This window comes from Flavobacterium sp. GNP002 (assembly GCF_054343795.1).
Window position 1 is genome coordinate 100,525 of sequence record NZ_JBTGUW010000001.1, and the last position, 19,986, is coordinate 120,510.

Below are 19,986 nucleotides of genomic sequence, written 5' to 3' on the forward strand. Positions count from 1 at the left end.
GATGGTTTTTTTTTGATCGGTTACAGCTATTATTTCCATTTTAATTCTACTTCAACTTTTAAGAAAACAAAAAAGAATTATTTACATACTATAAAACAGTATTTGAAATCGAAAAACACTAAGTATTCTATATTACTTTATAAAATAACTTTCAATATCCTAAACCAGTACTTTAGTTTGTTAAATTTTTTTCTAAGCAACTTTTCAAGGCCTTAATCAGTATATCAATGTCCTCTTTTGTATTGAAAAGACTAGATGAAATGCACTAACGTATTGTTTTTTTAATCTTAATCAGAAAGCATTTCAACTTAACATATCAGGGTTTTATACTTCCAGAGTGGTAGGTATTTCCACTAGAAACGGTAATTATTTTCATATCTAAATGAAACAAAAGCATCACCGTTTTTGCTGCTACAAAAGGCAATAACACAAATAACACAACCTTAATATAAAAATACAAATACCTGCCTGTTAAATACTTAAAATAAAAATATCTAAAAAAAGTATTTTTTTTGTACCAATAAAATAATTATTTGTTTAAATTTACAGTATTGGTTTAAACAGGCAGGAACACCTACTACCTCTTCTTTTAAACTTGATAAGTAAATTTCAAACCTACTCCAGAATTACAAAATTTACTATCCTATTAATTAAAAAATCAGCCCCAGTAATTTTCTATTGTTTCAAATCTAGCATACCAATAATGGTATGTTTATACTTAAAAAACATACGAAATGGGGAAGTACAAATACATACTGTTTTTTGACCAAATTGGTATTGATGCCATTAGTAAAGTAGGTGGTAAAAATGTCTCTTTGGATGAAATGTACAATCAGCTTAATCCAATAGGGATTAGTATTCCTAATGGATTTGCAGTTACAGCTGAATCATACCGTCTTTTCAGGAAAACGAATAATCTGGAGCAACCGCTTCAAGATTTGTTGTTTTCATTAGACACTAAAGAGTATTCGAATCTTTCTGCTATTGGAGAAAAAGCCAGAAACCTTATTTTATCAGCTACTATTCCAGACGAAATTCGGGATGAAATTAACACTGCCTACAAATCGCTTAGTGAACAATGCAACCTCAATACTTTAGATATAGTCGTGCGAAGTAGCGCTAAATCTGAGGATTTACCTACTGCGAGTTTTGCCGATCAAATGCAATCATTTTTGAATATCAACGGTGCAACACAATTATTGGATGCCGTTCACCGCTGTTTTGTTTCGTTATTTACAGATCGAGCCATCAAATACCGCCATGACATGGGTTTTACCATTTCGAATACTATTAAAATTCATCCGCTGGCTTTGTGCGAACCTGAAAAAATAATAGATGAAAAGATTATCGCCGAAATAGCGACATTAACGAAAGGCTATGAAAATCCTAAAAATTATTTCATTGATAAACTGGCCGAAGCTGAAGCAATTGTTGCCGCTGCTTTTTATCCAAAAGAAGTAATTGTTCGAATGAGTGATTTTAAAAGTAACGAATATGCTAACCTCATCGGAGGAAAATGTGCTTACTGAAATGTCTAAAAACGGATTAGTACAAGGCATAAACGGATTACAAGTATATGTCATGATTGAGATCCCAAGCAATGTATTAATGGCCGATGAATTTGTAAAACTCTTTGACGGGTTTTAAAATGGTTCTAATGATTTAACGCCACTCACATTAGGTTTAGACTGCGATTCTGCACTGGCAAGTTATTTGTTCAGCGAAGAAAATCCTGCTGTCAAATCTTTAATTAAAGAAACGATTCGGGTCGACAAACGTTTTGAAATAAAAGTGGGATTGTGCGGACAAGCACCGAGCGATATCCCACAATTTGCTAAATTCTTAGTAAACGAAGGTATTGACAGCATCTTGTTTAATCCCGACGCTTTGATAAAAGGGATTGAAAATATTTTGGAAGCAGAAAAGAAAACAAAAAGAGAAATTCTAATGTAAAGCGATTTGATTATCGAAGCACCATTCAAAAATAAAGTAGCCATCGTGACCGGTGGTTCGTCTGGAATTGGCAAATCAACCGCCTTGGCTTTCGTCCAAAAAGGGGCTATTGTAAACTGTGCTTCTGTAGCCGGACATGCAATGGCAGTATACGGCGGATTTGTCGCACAATAATTTTTTGAGTTTAAATGTCACTTAAAAACGCATAAGATGTATACTTACGAAATAAATCTAAAATGGTCCGACAAAAGGAAAGGGATCTTAAGTTCTCCCATTTTGCTTCAAAATATTGAAGTCGCGACACCTCCTGAATTTCCGAAAGGAATGGAGAAAATATTGAGTATAATCTTGTTCCGCTTGGCAATTCTTTCAAGATTAGTATTTAGAATCCATTTTCGAAAAAACATAAAGCTATCCTGACCAGCATTCTATCGATTTTGCTACAGCAATGGATTACAGAAAATGAGATTACTGGTTTTGAAAACAAAATAAAAATAAAAATTCAGAAAGCATTAGATTTTGCAGAATAAGGAGCAAGGGAATCTTTAGAGCAATTGACAAAATTTATTAACACCAAAATTTAAATTATTAATATTAAAATCAAAAAACACTATGAAAAACTTTACACTAAACTCTTTAAAAGTAAACAGTATGGAAGACATACTGTTTTGTCAAAGTTGCGGTATGCCACTTCATACAGACAAACTAAAAGGAACCGAAAATAATGGTATTAAAAGCAATGACTATTGCAAGTATTGTTATATTAACAGTGATTTTAAAAATCCGGAAATGAACCTCGATGACATGAAAAATGTTGTACAAACCTATATGGAAAAAAGAAATCTTCCCAGTTATATGATTCAAAAGGCCGTTAATATTTTGCCTGCCTTAAAACGTTGGAAAAACAAACAAAAACAATAATTGTTGATTCATCCCATGAAAAATAACAACGTGACATTATCCATCACTTATCGAGAAGCATTAAATCAAGGTTTTCGCGAAGCATTTCAAAATGATGAACGCGTCTTTTTGATGGGCGAAGATGTTAGCCGCTACTGATGTTATATCTGTGCATTATCTGCTCGATGAAACAACAAACCATCTGTTTAATAAAAGCATTTTCGCATTAATGAAAAAAGGAGTGATTTTTATTAATACTGCTCGTGGAGGAATCGTAAATACCAAAGATTTATTAGAAGCTATCGAAAATAAAACCAATGGTGCAGCATGCTTAGATGTTTACGAAAAAGAGAAACCATTATTTTTTCAAGATCATACTGATTCTCCAATAGATGACAACTCGTTTTTAAAACTTCGTTCCCATGATAATGTAATGATTACCGGCCATCAAGCTTTTTTGACAAACGAGGCATTAGAGGGAATTGCACACACAACAATTGCAAATTTGAATGCTTGGCCTGTAATTTTATTTCGGGAAATGAGGTGAACTAATACCGGTTTTGAATTCATTTATAAACGAATAGCTTTTGTATTGCTTGTCTGTTTTTCTAATCATACTACGGTTAATAACATTAAAAAATCAAAAGATGAAAGGATCCTTTAAACTCGGAAAAGTATCAGGTATTGGAATATTCATACACTGGACATTCAGTTTACTTATTCTGTTTATCATTTTCATGAACTACAAATCAGGACAAAATGCCACTAAAATAATATGGTCAGTGGTGTTTATCTTATGTATATTCATTACTGTTTTATTACACGAACTCGGCCATGCTTTAGCGGCAAAAAATTACAACATAAAAACCAAAGACATCATTCTTTTACCCATTGGCGGATTAGCCCGACTGGAACGATTACCAGAAAAACCATCGGAAGAATTAATAGTGGCTTTTGCAGGGCCTTTGGTAAATATTACGTTGGCCTTTATCACTGGAATCTTTATTACCATTCCCGATACTTCAGAACAATTAATGGCGGAGTTGTCTAATGGAGTAAACGCCAATAATTTCTTCCTCAATTTCTTTTTAGTCAATTTCTGGTTGGCACTTTTTAATTTAATTCCAGCTTTTCCTATGGATGGCGGCCGGATTTTACGTGCGCTCTTATCGTTCAAGTTAAAAAGACATATTGCCACAAGAATTTCGGCACGGATAGGGCAACTGTTAGCAGTAGGATTCATTATTTTTGGCTTTTTCACTTCTCCAGTTTTAGTTTTTATAGGTATTTTTGTAATTATTGGAGCTCAGGTTGAGGCTGATTATACGGAATCTAAATTCATCTTGAAAGGCTTTAAAGTCCATGATGTAGTAATGAAGCAATATCCTACGATTGATGTAAATGATACTGTAAAAACAGCCGTTGAATTAGTATTAGACAGTCAAAATAAGAATTTTTTGATTATTGAAGAAGGTATTCCTGTTGGAACACTGAATCGGGATCAGATTATTATGGCGCTTTCTAAAAAAGGAGATGATGAATTTATTTACAATGTCATGGATCGAAATTTAGTTTATCTTGACAGTGATTCTCTTTTAGAAAAAGTCTTTGGGCTCATTCAACTCAATAAATCAAGATTAATACTCGTTATGGAAAATAATAAAGTTGTTGGTATTTTAGATATTGAAAATCTTATGGAATTTCTTTTGATTAACGAAGTAAAAATAAATAAAGCCCATGATAGAAAATAAAAATAGCCTTATAGCTTCAAAAAATCTGGAACTTGTTTACAGTGGCGAAGATTATTTTTCTCGATTAGAGGCTATTATTTGTAATTCACAGATTGAAATTCACATGCAAATGTATCTCTTTGAGAACGATGCAACTGGAAATAGAATTATTAAGGCATTAAAAGAAGCGGCTTCCCGTAATGTTCAGGTTTATGTTCTTTTGGATGGTTTGGGGTCTTTATCATTTCCCTCCGAAACAATAAAAGAAATGAGACAAAGTGGTATAAACATTCGTTTTTTTGCTCCTTTATTTTCTACTTATACCTTTTATCTTGGTAGAAGACTACACCGAAAAGTTATTGTTGCTGATGCAAAAGTTGTACTAATTGGCGGCATAAATATAGCTGATAAATATTGTGGTTCCCCTACAGAAGCTCCTTGGTTGGACTATGCAGTTCAATTAAAAGGAGAAATTGCCGAACCACTTCAAAAATTATGCACCAATATCTATTTTAAAAAAAGAAACTTCCAAAACAAAAAAATAAAATCTTCCTTTCCATTTGAGGAAGATGGAATGGTTCGCATCCTTCAAAATGACTGGTTAAAAGGTGAAAATGAGATTTGTGATGGGTATATAAAATCCATACGAAATGCAAAAACAGAAATAATCATTGTGGGAAGCTATTTTCTACCTGGGATTCGAATCATTAGAGCCTTGAAAAAAGCATCTAAAAATAAGGTGAAAATTAAATTAATTCTTTCGGGAAAATCAGACCTGCCCCTGACAAGGCGTGCTACCTGTTTTCTCTATGGCAAACTACTTAAATATAATATTGAATTATACGAATGGGACCAATCTATCTTACACGGAAAAGTCGCGGTAATAGACGGTAATTGGACTACAATAGGATCTTTTAATTTGAATAATTTAAGTTCGTACGGAAGCCTTGAAATGAATGTCGAAATAAATTCTGCTTTATTTTCTAAAATGTTTGAAGCGCACCTCATCAAAATTATTGCTCAATGCCAAAGCATAACATCTAATTCCCTAAAAATCAAGAACAATTTATTGACGAAATCCATTAACTTTCTTTCGTATTGCATAACCAGAATAATAGAAATAATTGTCACCTACACTCCCTACAAGCGGTTCAATAATTGATTTTTTTTGCTAAGAATAATTACAGTTTCTATTCCAAAACAAAAAAATTATATTTTTTTGTACTATTGACAAATAATTTTCAATCAAATTAATGTATTGTTTTTTTTATTTAAAATATTGATAATTAATATTTTACAGCCGTTAATAATAAAACCACCCAGATTAAAAACGAAAAAAAGAGGATTAGATTCAAAAAGATTTGGAACGTACATTCTCAAATTAAAAAAATTAAAATAGTGCTTATTCACCATTAATATCAATTATTTTTTACTTCATTTCTCAAAAAATAAATGTTTAACTTGGTTTACATAGAAGCCTTCAATCACGATATTGTGATTGAAAGCCCTTTAAGCACTAGCTTAAAAATTCTTTATAAAGACCAAATTTAAACCGGTATTTTAATAGGAATAAGGGGAAAATAGTCTCTAATCTAATTACGATTTCGACGCATTGGATTTTGCACAATATAATATTCTTTTTATGCAAAATCAAAATAACCAGCCATTCGTTACCAAATATTCAACGCTGTCTGGATTATGCTGAAGTTTTATTTTCTAATGATGTACCGGATAGTAACAACACAAGTCGTTTTTTACTTCTGAAACATAACATATTGAAATAAAGCAATTTATTACTATTTTAATACCTTAAAATTAATTAAATTTGATAGACAAAAATTTCTAACAAGTACAATCATTTGTACTGTCTCTTTTACACCTACAAAAATTGATAAAAGCGAGATTACAACCTCCAAACGTCTTTATAACCTCTCAAATAATTAAAAAGTAATACCCCATGAAAAAAATAAGTACAATTATCGCAACATTATTTTTCTCTACTTTTCTGCTGGCACAAACAACATGGAAAGCAGATCCAATGCATTCTAAACTTACTTTTAGCACCGTACATCACGGCATTTCAGATATAGCCGGATTATTCAAAAAATTTGAGATAACCACAACCACTAACAAAACAGATTTCAGTGATGCTGTGCTTGAACTTTCGACTGATGTAGCATCTATTGACACCGAAGTAGAAATGCGTGATAATCATTTGCGAAGTGCTGATTTCTTTGATGTGGAAAAATATCCAAAAATGACTTTTAAAAGCATCTCCATAAAAAAAATTGGAAAGGATAAATACAAACTTATAGGCACGCTCACATTGCATGGAATAACAAAACGGGCAATAATTACTATGTGGTATAGAGGAACTATAGTGAATGAACAATCAAAAGCAATTACTGCTGGGTTTCAGTTTAGCGGAATTTTAAAGCGCTCTGATTTTAATATAGGTTCTAAATTCCCTTCGGAAATGATTAGCGACGAAGTAAAAATTAAAGCAGATTGTGAGTTCATTAAACAGTAAATACCTTCGATTAAAGTATTATTAAAGCCCGAAAATTAAATAAAAAAAATCCAGATGGCATTTATAGACTATTACAAGATTCTTGAGGTGGACAAAAAAGCAACCGAAGCCGAGATTAAAAAGGCCTATAGAAAACTGGCCCGAAAATACCATCCCGACTTAAATCCCAACGATAAAGAAGCTGAAAGAAAATTTAAGGAAATCAATGAGGCCAATGAAGTATTGAGCCATACAGAGAATCGTAAAAAATATGATGACTACGGCGAAAACTGGCAACATGCGGAAGAATTTGAAAAATCAAAACAGCAACGACAATACCAAGGCAATGGCCAACAAGGTGGTTTTGGCGGCGGGGCAGATTTTTCAGATTTTTTTGAATCTATGTTTGGAGGTCGTACATCAGAAGGTGGAGGTCGCAGAAGTGCGCAGTTCAAAGGACAGGATTTTAATGCTGAACTGCATCTGGACCTAAAAGACGTATACACTACCCACAAACGTACCTTGACAATTAATGGCAAAAATATTCGGATTACCATTCCTGCCGGAGTTGAAAATGGCCAACAAATAAAAATTACCGGACTTGGTGGTGAAGGCGCTGGCGGTGGACCTAAAGGAGATTTGTACATCACTTTCACCATTGAAAACCACACCAACTTTAAGCTAGATAAACACAACCTCTACTCCACCGTTACATTAGATTTATATACTGCCATATTGGGTGGCGATATCACCGCAGATACTTTTGACGGAAAAGTAAAGCTAACCGTAAAACCCGGAACCCAAAACGGAACAAAAGTAAAACTGAAAGGAAAAGGGTTTCCTGTCTATAAAAAGGAAGGGGAATTTGGAGATTTATACATTACCTATCAAGTGCAAATACCCACAAATATTACTGAGAAAGAAAAAGAATTATTTACGGAACTCGCTAAGTTAAAAACGTCATGAACATAGAAAACCTTATCGCTATACCTGTATTATGTACCCATTATAAAGTAGAAATATCCTTTTTTAACAATCTCAGTGAAATGGGTTTACTTGAAGTAAAAACAATCGAAGAAACGCAATATATCCATCCGGACGCAATCTATGAAATTGAGAAAATGATACGCATCCATCAGGAATTAGATATTAATACAGAAGGAATTGATGTCGTATTTAATTTATTGCAAAAAATTGATGCCTTGCAAAATGAGCTGATTTCCACTAAAAACAGATTGCGTTTGTATGAAAGTTGAGATTTGATAATCACAATATTCTTTTTACTGAATATAAAAAAGTAAAAAATATGAACTGGCATTTACTTCCGCTATCAGAAATAACACAGTTGCTAAACACAACTCCATCCGGTATTGATGATATAACTGCTTCGGAACGCTTGTGCGAACATGGTAAAAACCAAATTGAGGATAAAAAGAAAAAGACAATTCTACAGATGGTTCTTTCTCAATTATCTGACTTCATGATTCTCATCCTTATTGCTGCAGCAATCATATCAGGAATAATAGGTGATCTTACGGATACAATAATTATTCTTGCTATCATTATTATTAATGCTGTGGTGGGATTTATCCAAGAATATCGGGCTGAGAAAGCAATGGAAGCACTAAAGAATATGGCAGCAAACCATGCCCGTATTTTACGTGAAGGAAAAACAATCGACCTTCCGGCATCGGATATTGTCCCCGGTGATGTAATTGTATTAGAAGCGGGAAATGTTATTCCTGCTGATGTCCGTTTTTTTGAAACCCATCAGATAAAAGTAGATGAATCAGCACTTACAGGCGAATCAAACAATGTAGAAAAAAATCCTGAGGAACTTCCCGAAGGTAATTATGCACTAGGTGACCAAACCAATATGGGTTATAAGGGAACATTTGTTACTAACGGACGCGCACTAGCTTATGTTGTAACAACTGGAATGCATACTCAACTTGGACACATCGCAAAAATGATCCAAACCGATGAAACCGCTACGCCTTTACAAAAAAGGTTAGCTGCTTTTGGCAAACGATTATCAGTGATTATACTTATTATCTGCGCTGTAATTTTCTGTATCGGATGGTTGCGTGGAGAATCAGTTTTGATGATGTTGATTACTTCTATTTCGCTTGCTGTTGCTGCAATTCCTGAAGCTTTACCTGCATTAGTAACGATTGCACTTGCTTTTGGTGCCAAAAAATTAGCAAAAAGCAATGCGCTCATTCGAAAATTACCGGCAGTAGAGACTCTGGGTTCCGTGACTTACATCTGTTCTGATAAAACGGGAACTCTTACGTTGAATAAAATGACGGTACAGGAAATTTTTGAAACATCGGATACAAAGTATGATACTGTTTTTAAGGAAGAAAATTTACTGTTACACACTATCGCTTTAAATAATGATGTTACAAAAGAAGAAAATGGGAAATGGCTGGGAGATTCTACAGAACTTGCCTTGGTACAATATGCATTCGATAAAAATTTGAATCGCCCAGATTTAGAATTAAAGTTGCCCAGAATAGGAGAATTGCCCTTCGATTCTAAAAGAAAATGCATGACTACAATTCATCAAACCCAAAATGCTAATGGTGAAATTATGGTGATTACGAAAGGAGCTGTTGATGTATTGTTTCACAAACTGAATGCCAATCAAAAATCACTCATTCCTGAATTTGAACGTAAAGTCAACGAAATGGCTGAAAAAGGATATCGGGTTTTAGGGTACGCCATTAAAACACTTTCGTCCTTACCGGATACTTTAGATGCCAATTTGATAGAAAATGAATTAACGCTTATTGGGTTTGTAGGCATGATTGACCCACCACGAGAAGAAGCAAAACAAGCGGTTTCTGAGTGCAAAGAGGCCGGTATTATTCCCGTTATGATTACGGGTGACCACAAACTAACTGCCAAAGCAATTGCCGAAAAACTTGGCATTATTGTCACAGACGACGACCTTGTTTTAACGGGTTCAGAACTATCCGTATTAACACAGAGTGAATTTATAAAAATTGTCGAAAAGGTAAAAGTATATGCCCGCGTAAATCCAGAACAAAAGCTAAGAATCATTAAAGCTTTACAATCCAAAAACCATTTTGTGGCGATGACCGGCGATGGTGTGAATGATGCTCCTGCCTTAAAAAATGCGGACATAGGCATTGCTATGGGAATCAATGGAACCGAGGTATCAAAAGAAGCCTCGCACATGATTTTACTCGATGATAACTTTGCCACCATCGTAATTGCCGTTAAACACGGCAGGAAAATATTTGATAACATCTTAAAATTCATCAAATACATTATGACGGGAAATTCAGGCGAAATATGGGCTATTTTTTTAGCGCCATTCTTCGGTTTACCTATTCCGTTATTGGCGATTCACATTCTCTGGATTAATCTGGTAACGGATGGTTTACCTGGATTAGCACTAGCCTCAGAGCCATCTGAAGCAAATATCATGAAACGACCACCCAGAAATCCAAAGAAAAATATTTTTTCAAACGGTATGGCTTTACACATCTTATGGGTTGGGTTTTTGATGGGCTGCGTAACCATAGGAGTGCAGGCATACGCTATATACAACACCAATTCTCATTGGCAAACGATGGCTTTTACGGTACTTTGTTTTAGTCAATTAGGACATGTTATGGTCATTCGTTCCGGGCGTGAATCTATATTCAAAATTGGATTTTTTTCTAACAGACCTATGGTAGGTGCACTATTGATAACTATTATTCTTCAATTTATGGTTATTTACACACCTTTCTTTAATGAAATTTTTAAAACCCAACCTCTATCTTTATACGAATTGGGAATAACCTTAGCTGCATCAAGCATTGTATTTTGGTCTGGTGAAATAGAAAAATGGATTAAAAACAGACGCGTTACTAACTTCCATGTTCTGTTTTAGAATAATTTATGAGCAACAAAAACACCGCTAAAAGTGTTAATATACAAAACACTAACTTTTGATTGATTCAAAATTAATTAGGTCTTAAATCGCCTATTTACAATCTTAAAAATCATGTTTTTTTATATAAATTTAGTAAGATTATTCAAACGTTAATTATCTCAATTTTTAATATTAACAGAAAAAATTGCATTAATTTTACAATCCTAATTTATATAATATGACAACAATTACAGATTATTGGTGGGTACTAGTATTGGTTTTGTGCGTGATTCTTTACAAATTCGTTTTACGTGTTTTCTTCGGAATGGTAATCGTTCCTGAAGATAAAATTGGTTTAGTAACCAAAAAATTTGTCCTTTTTGGATCCGAAAAATCCTTACCGGACGGTAGAATTATTGCTACCAAAGGGGAAGCTGGTTTTCAGGCAAAAACACTTGCTCCAGGATTATACTGGGCTATGTGGCCTTGGCAATTTTCTGTTGAAATGGCTCCTTTTACCATTATCCCTGAGGGTAATATTGGTTTGCTTTTGAGTAAAGACGGTGCAGAAATACCAACTGGTAGAATTTTAGCACAAAAAGTGAACTCAGACAATTTTCAGGATGCTACCCTATTTCTGAATAATGGCGGGCAAAAAGGACGTCAATCGGCCTTTATAACTACTGGATCTTACAGGATTAATACCTTTTTATTTGAAGTGGTAATGTCCCCTCAAATTGTGATTTCAGAGAATATGGTCGGAATAGTAACCGCTATGGATGGTGAGCCAATTCCTATTGGTCAAATTGCAGGTAAATTTGTTGAAAATCACAATAACTTTCAAGATTTTGATCAATTTCTAAAAAATGGTGGAAATCGTGGATTGCAGCCACAGGTTATGCTTGCCGGATCCTATTATATTAATACTTGGGCGATACAAATTGAGCAAACCCCTATGACAGATGTACCTATTGGTTATGTTGGTGTTGTGATTTCTTATATTGGCGAAGATGGACAGGATGTAACAGGTGATACTTTCAAACATGGAAATATTGTTTCAAAAGGGCAACGTGGTGTATGGATGGAGCCGCTGGGTCCCGGAAAATATGCCTTAAATAAATACACTACTAAATTAGAACCTGTTCCTACAACAAATCTAGTGTTGAACTGGGCAGATGCACGCAGTGAATCCCATAATTTAGACCAAAATTTATCCACAATTACAGTTCGTTCAAAAGATGGTTTCCCTTTTAATCTGGATGTGTCCCAAATTATTCATGTTCCCGCGAATGAAGCTCCAAAAGTAATTGCCCGTTTTGGAAGTATGAACAATCTTGTTTCACAGGTTTTGGAACCAACAATTGGGAATTATTTTAGAAACTCTGCTCAGGAAAGTGATGTAATATCCTTTTTATCAACAAGAAAAGAACGTCAAGAATCTGCTAAAAATCATATCAAAGTGGTTCTTGATGAATACAATGTAAATGCAGTTGATACATTAATTGGTGATATTGTACCACCGGAATCCTTAATGAAAACACTTACTGACAGGAAGATTGCCGAAGAAGAGCAAAAAACCTATCAGACCCAAAGAATGGCTCAGGAGCAACGTCAGGGAATGGAAAAAGAAACCGCTATTGCCGATATGCAAAAAGAAATCGTAAAAGCGTCACAAAGTGTTGAAATTGCGCAGCGTACTGCTGATGCAACAGTAAAAAAGGCAGAAGGAGATGCAACCAGTTTAAAATTAAATGTAAATGCTGAGGCAGAAGCAACAAAAATGCGTGCTAATGCAGAAGCGGAAGCAACTAAAGCAAGAGCTGGAGCACAAGCAGAGGCGACAAAACTAACTGCTAGTGCCGAAGCCGAAAGAATTTCTAAAACAGGTCTTGCCGAAGCTGAAAAAATTATGGCTATTGGTAAATCAACTGCCGAAGCATATCAATTGCAAGTCTCAGCAATGGGTGGTGATAACTTTACGAAATACAAAATAACCGAAGAGATTGGTAAAGGAAAAATCAAAGTAATTCCTGATGTTTTAATTTCAGGAAATAATGGCTCTGATGGACCTATCAGCGGCCTTCTTGGAATGAAACTGATGGAAATGATGGATACAAAAAACGAGAAGGAATAAAGTCTAGTACAATAGTTTTTTATAAAATGTTCCACAAACGCCATTCAAAATTTGAATGGCGTTTGTTTTTTATGTTTTTTCAATAAAAACATAAAAAAAACAGCTTAAAAATACTGAAAATCAACACAATAACCCTATATTTGAGTAGCTTTTTTTCTATTAAAAATTAATTCATTTGCTAATGAATAGTATTTTTAAAATAATCGAATTGTTTAAAAGTTTTTTACTTGAAGTTGGCGAACTCTCCTATTTTGCCGGTCGTTTTTTTAAAGAAGCTTTTAAAAGTCCTTCGGAATTCAAAGAATTCCTTAGACAATGTTTTTATATGGGAAATCGTTCCTTGTTGCTTGTTGCAGTGACAGGATTTATCATTGGCTTAGTATTTACTTTGCAATCGCGACCCACGTTACAGGAATTTGGTGCCGTTTCCTGGATGCCCTCAATGGTGAGTATTTCTCTTATCAGGGAAATTGGACCTATCATTACGGCTTTAATTTGCGCAGGCCGCATTGGTTCCGGGATTGGTGCTGAATTAGGATCTATGAGAGTTACAGAACAAATAGATGCTATGGAAGTTTCCGGTACAAATCCATTCAAGTATTTAGTCGTAACCCGCATATTAGCAACTACTTTCATGCTTCCTGTTTTGGTTTTTTTTGGAGATGCTATTGCCATTTTTGGTTCTTTTTTAGTAGAAAACATTAAAGGAAATGTTTCTTTTTTACTGTATTACAATCAGGTTTTTGATGCGTTGGAATTTGGAGATTTAATCCCGGCAACCATTAAGACTTTCTTTTTTGGGTTTGCTATAGGATTAGTGGGTTGTTTTAAAGGATATTATTGTAAAAAGGGAACGGCAGGTGTAGGTTTAGCGGCTAATTCCGCAGTGGTTTTTACCTCGATGCTATTGTTTATTATTGACTTTGTTGCTGTTTTTATCACGGATATTTTTTATGATTTATAACTGATTATGAATACATCTACACCAAATAAAAAAGCCATAATAGAAATCAAAGGCTTAATAAAAAGCTATGGTAATAATCATGTTTTGGATGGTTTTAATATGGTTTTGAATGAAGGAGAGAATCTGGTTATTATGGGAAAATCAGGTTCCGGGAAATCTGTTATGATAAAATGCCTCATTGGATTAGAAGAACATGACAGTGGGACTGTTGAAATAATGGGAAAAGATATTAGCGCACTAAACCGGGAAGAATTAGATGATCTTCGGACGGAAGTAGGTTTCCTTTTTCAGGGGAGCGCACTTTATGATTCTATGACCGTTAGAGAAAATTTAGAATTTCCCTTACGCCGTCACAAAAAAAAATTTGGAAAAATAACCGATACCACGCCACTGGTTATGGAAGCTTTAGAAAATGTGGGACTCGCACATACCATAAATTTAATGCCCGAAGAACTTTCGGGAGGAATGAAACGAAGGATAGCTTTGGCAAGAACTTTAATTCTACAGCCAAAAATAATTCTTTATGATGAACCAACAACTGGATTAGATCCTATTACGGCAAAGGAAATTTTACTGTTAATGATGTCTATCCAAAAAAAATACAACACTTCGGCTATTATCATAACTCATGATGTGGATTGTGCCAGAGTGATTTCGAACCGAATGATTTTACTGGTTGACGGCATCAATTATATCGAAGGAACTTTTGAGGAATTATCAATCTCAACCGATCCTAAAGTACAAGCTTTCTTTAAATAAGAATACATTATGGAAAAAACGACATCACAAAAACTGCGCCTTGGACTTTTTGTAATCATCGGATTAACGCTATTTGTACTGGCAATATATTTCATTGGCGATAAGCAAAAAATGTTTGGAAAAACCAATCATCTTGAGGCGGTTTTTAACAACGTAAGTGGCTTACAATTAGGCAATAATGTACGGTATTCAGGAATAAATGTAGGCACTGTCCGCGGAATAGAAATGATCAATGACTCTACCATCAAGGTAGATATGCTCATTGATAAAACTATTTTTCCTCACATCCGAAAAAATGCTGTTGCCACCATAGGTTCTGATGGTTTGGTAGGTAATATGATTATAAATATTATCCCAGGTAAAGGAATGGAAGCAGCTGTAAATCCAGGCGATGAGATTCAATCCTTAAGCCGAATTCGTACGGATGATTTACTGAATACCCTTGGCGTGACTAATAAAAATGCGGCACTTCTTACGGCTGATTTACTTAAAATTACACAGGAAATAAATCAAGGCAAAGGAACGGTGGGGGTATTGATTAAAGATTCCACTGTAGCCAATAACTTGAAAGAAACCATCCGCTACTTGAAAAGTACCGGAAAAGGAACTTCAGAATCTGTGATAAAATTAAACCGACTCATTTCTTCCTTAGAAAATAAAGATAATGTGATAGGTTTTTTGAAAGATACCGCTGTTGCCAATGATATGAAAGCAGTAGTTCGCAATTTAGACAAATCCAGTACTGAAATAAATAAAGTAGTTAGCAACCTCAATTCGACCATTGCAAACATTAAAGATGGAAAAGGAGCTATAAACTACTTATCCAATAATCCGGAATTAGTACTAAAAATAGATTCTACGATGACAAATATTAATGATGCGAGTTCTCGTTTGAATGAAAACATGGAAGCCTTAAAACACAATTTTCTATTTCGGGGTTATTTTAAAAAACAGGAAAAAGCAAAATTGAAAGAGCAGAACAAATAAGACATAACATAGGAAACCAGTCTTTCGAGCAGATTTTTTATATTGTTTTCAACGCTTCAATGAGTAAATCAATATCCTCTTTTGTATTAAAATGACTAAAAGATATACGCAAACTCGGTTTTTTCAAATCCTCTACAGAAAGCATTTCGGCTAAAACATGCGAAGGTTTTATACTTCCGGATTGGCATGCGCTACCGCGGGAAACAGCAATTCCTTTCATATCTAAATGGAATAATATCATAGCTGTTTTTGCTTCAGAAAAAGGCAAAAGAACATTCAAAACAGTATAAAACCCATCAGGATTTCCATTAATTTTAAATTCCGGAAATTCAATTTTGAGTTGGGCAATCAAATAGCTTTTCAACTCAGCAATATGATTTTGCTCAGCTTCTAAGTTGGCATAGGAAACTTCTAATGCTTTTGCCATACCAGCAATTTGATGCAATGCTTCGGTTCCTGCTCGCAATCCTTTTTCTTGTTCGCCACCAAAAAACAAGGGTTGTAACCCAGAGTTTTTTCGAATAAAAGCAAAACCAACACCTTTTGGCCCATGAAATTTATGTGCACTTGCCACAATAAAATCAACAGGAATAGTTTGCAAATCAATCGTAGCTTTTCCAATGGATTGCACCGTATCCGAATGAAATAGAGTATTATGCTCTTTACAAATGCGCCCTATTCGTTCCAAATCTAAAATATTACCTGTTTCATTATTCACATGCATCAGGCTGACCAATGTTTTCTTTTCCTGCGAAAGCAACTCCACTAAATGAGTAATATCAATTTCTCCATTTGGTTTCACATCCACATAATCAATTTGAATATCATATTCTTTTTCTAAGACTAAAGCCGTGTATAAAACCGCATGATGCTCTATTTTACTGGTAATAAATCGTTTTACCTGTAAATCTTTTACCGCAGAACGAAGTATCCAATTGTTAGCTTCGGTACCACAAGAGGTAAAAATAATTTCCTGTGCAGTCGCATTTAGATTCTTGGCAATCGATTTTCTGGAAAGTTCCAATATACTTTTGGCGGCACGACCCAAACTATGCGTTGACGATGGATTTCCATAATCTTCCGTCATTACTTTGGTCATTTCCTGGATTACTTCGGCACGAATAGCTGTTGTAGAAGCGTTATCGAGATATACTTTTTTCATTTTTTTTGAAATTATAAAATTATTTTAAACCCTCTATTTCTACTGGAATGTTTCTCGATTTTCTAGAAAAAATAAGCTTCTCATTAAAAACAACTATCGAAATCATAATCAGGAAATAGGAAAATAACTGGAGTGTGCTTACGTGTTCATGGTAATAAAAGATGGCCAATAGAAACCCAATAATTGGATTAATATATATCATAATCCCAACTGCAGACGAGTTAATTCCTTTTAATGCGTACAAGTTTAAAAACAACGGAATAATCGTAAAAAAGACTACGATTACTAGCAAACAACTATAAAATAAGGGCTCTGTAGGTAAATCTCCACTATAATCAGGATAAAAAGGAAGTAGAATTATTGCTGTAAAAACTAATTGAATAGTCAAAACAAGAAATTTATCCAATTCACTATTTTTTCGCTGACTCACTAAATACATTGCATAAGTAGCTGCTGTAATAAGGCTGTAGAAAATGTCTTCAAAATGATTTAATGATAATAAAACACAGCTAAAGGCGCTTATCATTACTGCAAACCATTGCCATTTACTCAATTTCTCTTTTAATATAAAAAAAGCTAATATAGTCGTTAAAATTGGACAAATCATATAGGCTAATGAAGCAGCTTTTACACTAACGTGATTCATTACATAAATAAATACAAACCAGTTTGAGGATAGAAAAACGCCACCGCCAAGTGTCAATGTTATAACACTTTTCTTTTGTTTTGCAGTCATCACTTTGAAATGATTCCAATTTTGCAGGATTATATTGCGTCGAAAAATGACATTAATAACTACCATCAGCGCTACACTAAAAAAAACACGATAAAATAAAATATCTAACGAAGGATAATTGTGTAATGGTTTTAATGCTAAACTAAAAAAACCCCAGATAAAAAAGGCAGAGAAAGCAGCTAAATAATATTTGTTAGGTCTCATTTTAGTGTAAAATTTGCGCAAAGATAATGATTTCTGTTCGCTTTAAATTCATACAATAAAAGCAATACCACGAAGCACATGCTTTTCTATCTCTCTCACTAATTGAAATTTAAAAACCCAATATCCTGTTAAATAATCTATTTTTAAAGGGGAATGCAATTGGAACAAATTAAAAATTCTATTTTTGTTACAAATAATAAAAAAATGAAAAGAGTTGTAAGCCTATTGGTTTTTGCATTACTATTAAACGGTTGCGATGATGGTGATTTAATTCAAGAAGACATTAGTTTTGAAGATGTTGCTACGCAAAATTGCACCACGAATGACATCATCTACAAACTAAAAGATAGTGAAGCCCTTATTCTTGAAGTTGTTGGATTTACCTTCCCAACTGAAACGAAATCCCAAGAATTAGACATTAGCGCATCAAATCGTGTACTATATCGCTTTTACAATGGTGCTGTAACTTCATCAACTATTTGTGAAACAATTCCGCCTGCAACGCCTATTGTTGTGGATCAATGGACCACTTCCGGTGGAAAAATAGTTATAAACACTACGGCTGTCAAAACAACAAATACAACTGATAACAGCACAAAAATTACCGGCTACAATCATAATATCACGTTCAAAAATATCACATTTGTAAAAAGTAACGGGACACAAGTTTATGAAACATTCCCTTTTGGTGACTATGTAATTAGTGCAACGCCTCTACCTTTTGCATTCAATAAGACACTTGAACAATGCAGTTCATCTAAACAATTATACGATTACAATAGTAGTGAAGCTCTTATTTTAGACATTGATCCCACTTTAATTGTTAATGAAGCGACACCACTAAACGCTCCAAGAACCGGATTAATAAGCGATACAAAAAACAAACTTACCTATCGATTATTCTCAGGATTACTAACTGGTGCTTATTTTTGCAACACTACTTTTCCGGCAACTCCTGCAGTAAGTGAAGAATGGATTGCAGTGGCTGGAGTAGCAAACGAAAGTGGAATTGTGGAAGTAACAACTGCCACTTTGGGAACTGGTTTTAAACATACCGTTGTTCTTAAAAAAGCAAAAATGAAGAAGGGAAGTAGTGATTTTATTTTAGGTGATAATTATATTTACGGTGAATTATTGACTACGAATTAATCCCAAATAAGAAGCAAAATTAAAGACAAAAACAATCGTTTTTAGTCCCAAAAAAAGGTCCGATTTTTAAGTGAATTTTCTAATGAAAACTGCTTAAAAATCGGACCTTTTTTTTGTGCTTTTAAAAACCAAAATAAATATTACATGGCACTTTGCTTTATAAAAACTTCTGTTGCACCTTGACCATATTTTTGATAATTCCCTTCTTGAAAAGCAATGTTATCATAGCGACCCAATAAAAAATCCAGTTCAGCTTTTAGAACTCCTTCACCCACGCCGTGGATAAAAACAATCTTTGGAATGCGATTTCGAATAGCAAATTCTATATGACGTTTTGCTGTTTCAGTCTGTAAAGTCAGAATATCATAATTAGACATTCCGCGTTTATTTGGCACCAGTTTTTCGATGTGTAAATCAAACTCCGGAGCTGGAATTTCGTGCTTTGATTTCTTTTCCTTAACAAAACTTCGTGCTTTCGGGATTTCTTTTTCTTTTGAAACCTCACTTATATTAATTCTTCTAATAGAATCTAGTAAGTTACTGGAATCGTTTATTTTAATCAACTCATTGACAAAAAATGTCATCGTGAATCCATCTTCTGTTTCTACAGTAACTTGCTTCTCTTTGACTGACAACACGACTCCATTGATCGCTTCGTCAAGTACTGAAACCTTATCTCCTTTGTTAAACATTTTCGTCTTCTTTATCTTGATTTTTACTCGGCGTTTTGGCACTCAATTGCATCATTCCCATCATGAAAACTACAATAGCAATTACCATTATATACACATTTTTTTCGGCACTCACCTGCTCGTATAAAGCAACAGTTATCGCCAAAACCATTATTGGAATTATAAACTTTCTCATCTTTTTAAATATCAGTTTTCAAAAGTAATGAATTTAAAAT

Annotated in this window: 19 protein-coding genes and 1 pseudogene; 16 read left to right on the top strand and 4 right to left on the bottom strand. The window is 34.1% G+C overall.

Going from position 1 to position 19,986, the window contains the following annotated elements:
- The first annotated feature begins 734 nt into the window (after nucleotides 1–734).
- The 15 genes and pseudogenes from ACXX80_RS00470 (at nucleotide 735) to ACXX80_RS00540 (ending at nucleotide 15,828) form a co-directional block, all read left to right on the top strand.
- Nucleotides 735–1,529 carry a PEP/pyruvate-binding domain-containing protein gene (locus ACXX80_RS00470; RefSeq protein ID WP_458551535.1) on the top strand — a complete coding sequence of 265 codons (795 nt, stop codon included), beginning with the start codon at nucleotides 735–737 and terminating at the stop codon, nucleotides 1,527–1,529.
- A 1-nt stretch (nucleotide 1,530) separates the two neighbouring features.
- Nucleotides 1,531–1,953, top strand: a pseudogene (locus tag ACXX80_RS00475) (putative PEP-binding protein).
- A gap of 6 nt (nucleotides 1,954–1,959) precedes the next feature.
- Nucleotides 1,960–2,127: a hypothetical protein gene (locus ACXX80_RS00480; RefSeq protein WP_458551536.1), complete on the top strand. Its 168-nt coding sequence runs from the start codon at nucleotides 1,960–1,962 to the stop codon at nucleotides 2,125–2,127.
- A gap of 477 nt (nucleotides 2,128–2,604) precedes the next feature.
- Nucleotides 2,605–2,874 (top strand): zinc ribbon domain-containing protein, encoded by a 270-nt coding sequence (locus ACXX80_RS00485; protein WP_458551538.1) that lies wholly within the window; start codon nucleotides 2,605–2,607, stop codon nucleotides 2,872–2,874.
- A 121-nt stretch (nucleotides 2,875–2,995) separates the two neighbouring features.
- Nucleotides 2,996–3,400, top strand: a complete 405-nt coding sequence (locus ACXX80_RS00490) for an NAD(P)-dependent oxidoreductase (protein WP_458551540.1) — start codon at nucleotides 2,996–2,998, stop codon at nucleotides 3,398–3,400.
- Nucleotides 3,401–3,500: 100 nt separating this feature from the next.
- Nucleotides 3,501–4,604: a site-2 protease family protein gene (locus ACXX80_RS00495; RefSeq protein WP_458551541.1), complete on the top strand. Its 1,104-nt coding sequence runs from the start codon at nucleotides 3,501–3,503 to the stop codon at nucleotides 4,602–4,604.
- Nucleotides 4,591–5,745 carry a phospholipase D-like domain-containing protein gene (locus ACXX80_RS00500; protein WP_458551542.1) on the top strand — a complete coding sequence of 385 codons (1,155 nt, stop codon included), beginning with the start codon at nucleotides 4,591–4,593 and terminating at the stop codon, nucleotides 5,743–5,745. The genes ACXX80_RS00495 and ACXX80_RS00500 overlap by 14 nt, the downstream gene beginning before the upstream one ends.
- Nucleotides 5,746–6,540: 795 nt before the next feature.
- Complete coding sequence (locus tag ACXX80_RS00505; RefSeq protein WP_458551543.1) at nucleotides 6,541–7,113, top strand: YceI family protein; 573 nt, start codon at nucleotides 6,541–6,543, stop codon at nucleotides 7,111–7,113.
- Between the two features lie 54 nt (nucleotides 7,114–7,167).
- Entirely contained in the window at nucleotides 7,168–8,058 is an 891-nt protein-coding gene (locus ACXX80_RS00510; RefSeq protein WP_417982015.1) for a DnaJ C-terminal domain-containing protein, read from the top strand.
- Nucleotides 8,055–8,348 (top strand): chaperone modulator CbpM, encoded by a 294-nt coding sequence (locus tag ACXX80_RS00515; protein ID WP_458551545.1) that lies wholly within the window; start codon nucleotides 8,055–8,057, stop codon nucleotides 8,346–8,348. Before ACXX80_RS00510 ends, ACXX80_RS00515 begins: the two co-directional genes overlap by 4 nt.
- 50 nt (nucleotides 8,349–8,398) lie before the next feature.
- On the top strand, nucleotides 8,399–11,002 hold the full coding sequence (locus ACXX80_RS00520) for a cation-translocating P-type ATPase (RefSeq protein ID WP_458551546.1): 2,604 nt from the start codon (nucleotides 8,399–8,401) through the stop codon (nucleotides 11,000–11,002).
- Nucleotides 11,003–11,222: 220 nt separating this feature from the next.
- On the top strand, nucleotides 11,223–13,118 hold the full coding sequence (locus ACXX80_RS00525) for an SPFH domain-containing protein (RefSeq protein ID WP_458551547.1): 1,896 nt from the start codon (nucleotides 11,223–11,225) through the stop codon (nucleotides 13,116–13,118).
- Nucleotides 13,119–13,299: 181 nt separating this feature from the next.
- Entirely contained in the window at nucleotides 13,300–14,082 is a 783-nt protein-coding gene (locus ACXX80_RS00530; protein ID WP_417950062.1) for an MlaE family ABC transporter permease, read from the top strand.
- Between the two features lie 6 nt (nucleotides 14,083–14,088).
- Nucleotides 14,089–14,841, top strand: a complete 753-nt coding sequence (locus ACXX80_RS00535) for an ABC transporter ATP-binding protein (protein WP_417982021.1) — start codon at nucleotides 14,089–14,091, stop codon at nucleotides 14,839–14,841.
- Between the two features lie 9 nt (nucleotides 14,842–14,850).
- Nucleotides 14,851–15,828, top strand: a complete 978-nt coding sequence (locus ACXX80_RS00540) for an MlaD family protein (RefSeq protein WP_458551548.1) — start codon at nucleotides 14,851–14,853, stop codon at nucleotides 15,826–15,828.
- Nucleotides 15,829–15,865: 37 nt separating this feature from the next.
- Here the strand turns inward: ACXX80_RS00540 and ACXX80_RS00545 are convergent, their stop codons facing one another.
- Entirely contained in the window at nucleotides 15,866–16,990 is a 1,125-nt protein-coding gene (locus ACXX80_RS00545) for a cysteine desulfurase family protein (RefSeq protein WP_458551549.1), read from the bottom strand.
- 19 nt (nucleotides 16,991–17,009) lie between these two features.
- The gene (locus ACXX80_RS00550; protein WP_458551550.1) at nucleotides 17,010–17,930 is read right to left on the bottom strand and encodes an EamA family transporter; all 921 of its coding nucleotides are present in this window, start codon (nucleotides 17,928–17,930) and stop codon (nucleotides 17,010–17,012) included.
- A 204-nt stretch (nucleotides 17,931–18,134) separates the two neighbouring features.
- Here ACXX80_RS00550 and ACXX80_RS00555 point away from each other — a divergent pair, with 204 nt between their 5' ends.
- Nucleotides 18,135–19,079: a hypothetical protein gene (locus tag ACXX80_RS00555; RefSeq protein ID WP_458551551.1), complete on the top strand. Its 945-nt coding sequence runs from the start codon at nucleotides 18,135–18,137 to the stop codon at nucleotides 19,077–19,079.
- Nucleotides 19,080–19,219: 140 nt separating this feature from the next.
- On the opposite strand, the gene ACXX80_RS00560 is transcribed toward ACXX80_RS00555, so the two are convergent.
- Both ACXX80_RS00560 and ACXX80_RS00565 read right to left on the bottom strand, forming a co-directional pair.
- Complete coding sequence (locus ACXX80_RS00560; RefSeq protein WP_458551552.1) at nucleotides 19,220–19,771, bottom strand: DUF8465 domain-containing protein; 552 nt, start codon at nucleotides 19,769–19,771, stop codon at nucleotides 19,220–19,222.
- Nucleotides 19,764–19,946, bottom strand: a complete 183-nt coding sequence (locus ACXX80_RS00565; RefSeq protein ID WP_458551553.1) for a hypothetical protein — start codon at nucleotides 19,944–19,946, stop codon at nucleotides 19,764–19,766. Before ACXX80_RS00565 ends, ACXX80_RS00560 begins: the two co-directional genes overlap by 8 nt.
- Nucleotides 19,947–19,986: the final 40 nt, after the last annotated feature.

Excerpts from the sequence above, each read along its gene's own strand:
- ACXX80_RS00470 (WP_458551535.1), top strand. The coding sequence starts at position 735 with ATGGGGAAGTACAAATACATACTGTTTTTTGACCAAATTGGTATTGAT.
- ACXX80_RS00485 (WP_458551538.1), top strand. The coding sequence starts at position 2,605 with ATGGAAGACATACTGTTTTGTCAAAGTTGCGGTATGCCACTTCATACA.
- ACXX80_RS00490 (WP_458551540.1), top strand. The coding sequence starts at position 2,996 with ATGTTAGCCGCTACTGATGTTATATCTGTGCATTATCTGCTCGATGAA.
- ACXX80_RS00495 (WP_458551541.1), top strand. The coding sequence starts at position 3,501 with ATGAAAGGATCCTTTAAACTCGGAAAAGTATCAGGTATTGGAATATTC.
- ACXX80_RS00500 (WP_458551542.1), top strand. The coding sequence starts at position 4,591 with ATGATAGAAAATAAAAATAGCCTTATAGCTTCAAAAAATCTGGAACTT.
- ACXX80_RS00505 (WP_458551543.1), top strand. The coding sequence starts at position 6,541 with ATGAAAAAAATAAGTACAATTATCGCAACATTATTTTTCTCTACTTTT.
- ACXX80_RS00510 (WP_417982015.1), top strand. The coding sequence starts at position 7,168 with ATGGCATTTATAGACTATTACAAGATTCTTGAGGTGGACAAAAAAGCA.
- ACXX80_RS00515 (WP_458551545.1), top strand. The coding sequence starts at position 8,055 with ATGAACATAGAAAACCTTATCGCTATACCTGTATTATGTACCCATTAT.
- ACXX80_RS00520 (WP_458551546.1), top strand. The coding sequence starts at position 8,399 with ATGAACTGGCATTTACTTCCGCTATCAGAAATAACACAGTTGCTAAAC.
- ACXX80_RS00525 (WP_458551547.1), top strand. The coding sequence starts at position 11,223 with ATGACAACAATTACAGATTATTGGTGGGTACTAGTATTGGTTTTGTGC.
- ACXX80_RS00530 (WP_417950062.1), top strand. The coding sequence starts at position 13,300 with ATGAATAGTATTTTTAAAATAATCGAATTGTTTAAAAGTTTTTTACTT.
- ACXX80_RS00535 (WP_417982021.1), top strand. The coding sequence starts at position 14,089 with ATGAATACATCTACACCAAATAAAAAAGCCATAATAGAAATCAAAGGC.
- ACXX80_RS00540 (WP_458551548.1), top strand. The coding sequence starts at position 14,851 with ATGGAAAAAACGACATCACAAAAACTGCGCCTTGGACTTTTTGTAATC.
- ACXX80_RS00545 (WP_458551549.1), bottom strand. The coding sequence starts at position 16,990 with ATGAAAAAAGTATATCTCGATAACGCTTCTACAACAGCTATTCGTGCC.
- ACXX80_RS00550 (WP_458551550.1), bottom strand. The coding sequence starts at position 17,930 with ATGAGACCTAACAAATATTATTTAGCTGCTTTCTCTGCCTTTTTTATC.
- ACXX80_RS00555 (WP_458551551.1), top strand. The coding sequence starts at position 18,135 with ATGAAAAGAGTTGTAAGCCTATTGGTTTTTGCATTACTATTAAACGGT.
- ACXX80_RS00560 (WP_458551552.1), bottom strand. The coding sequence starts at position 19,771 with ATGTTTAACAAAGGAGATAAGGTTTCAGTACTTGACGAAGCGATCAAT.
- ACXX80_RS00565 (WP_458551553.1), bottom strand. The coding sequence starts at position 19,946 with ATGAGAAAGTTTATAATTCCAATAATGGTTTTGGCGATAACTGTTGCT.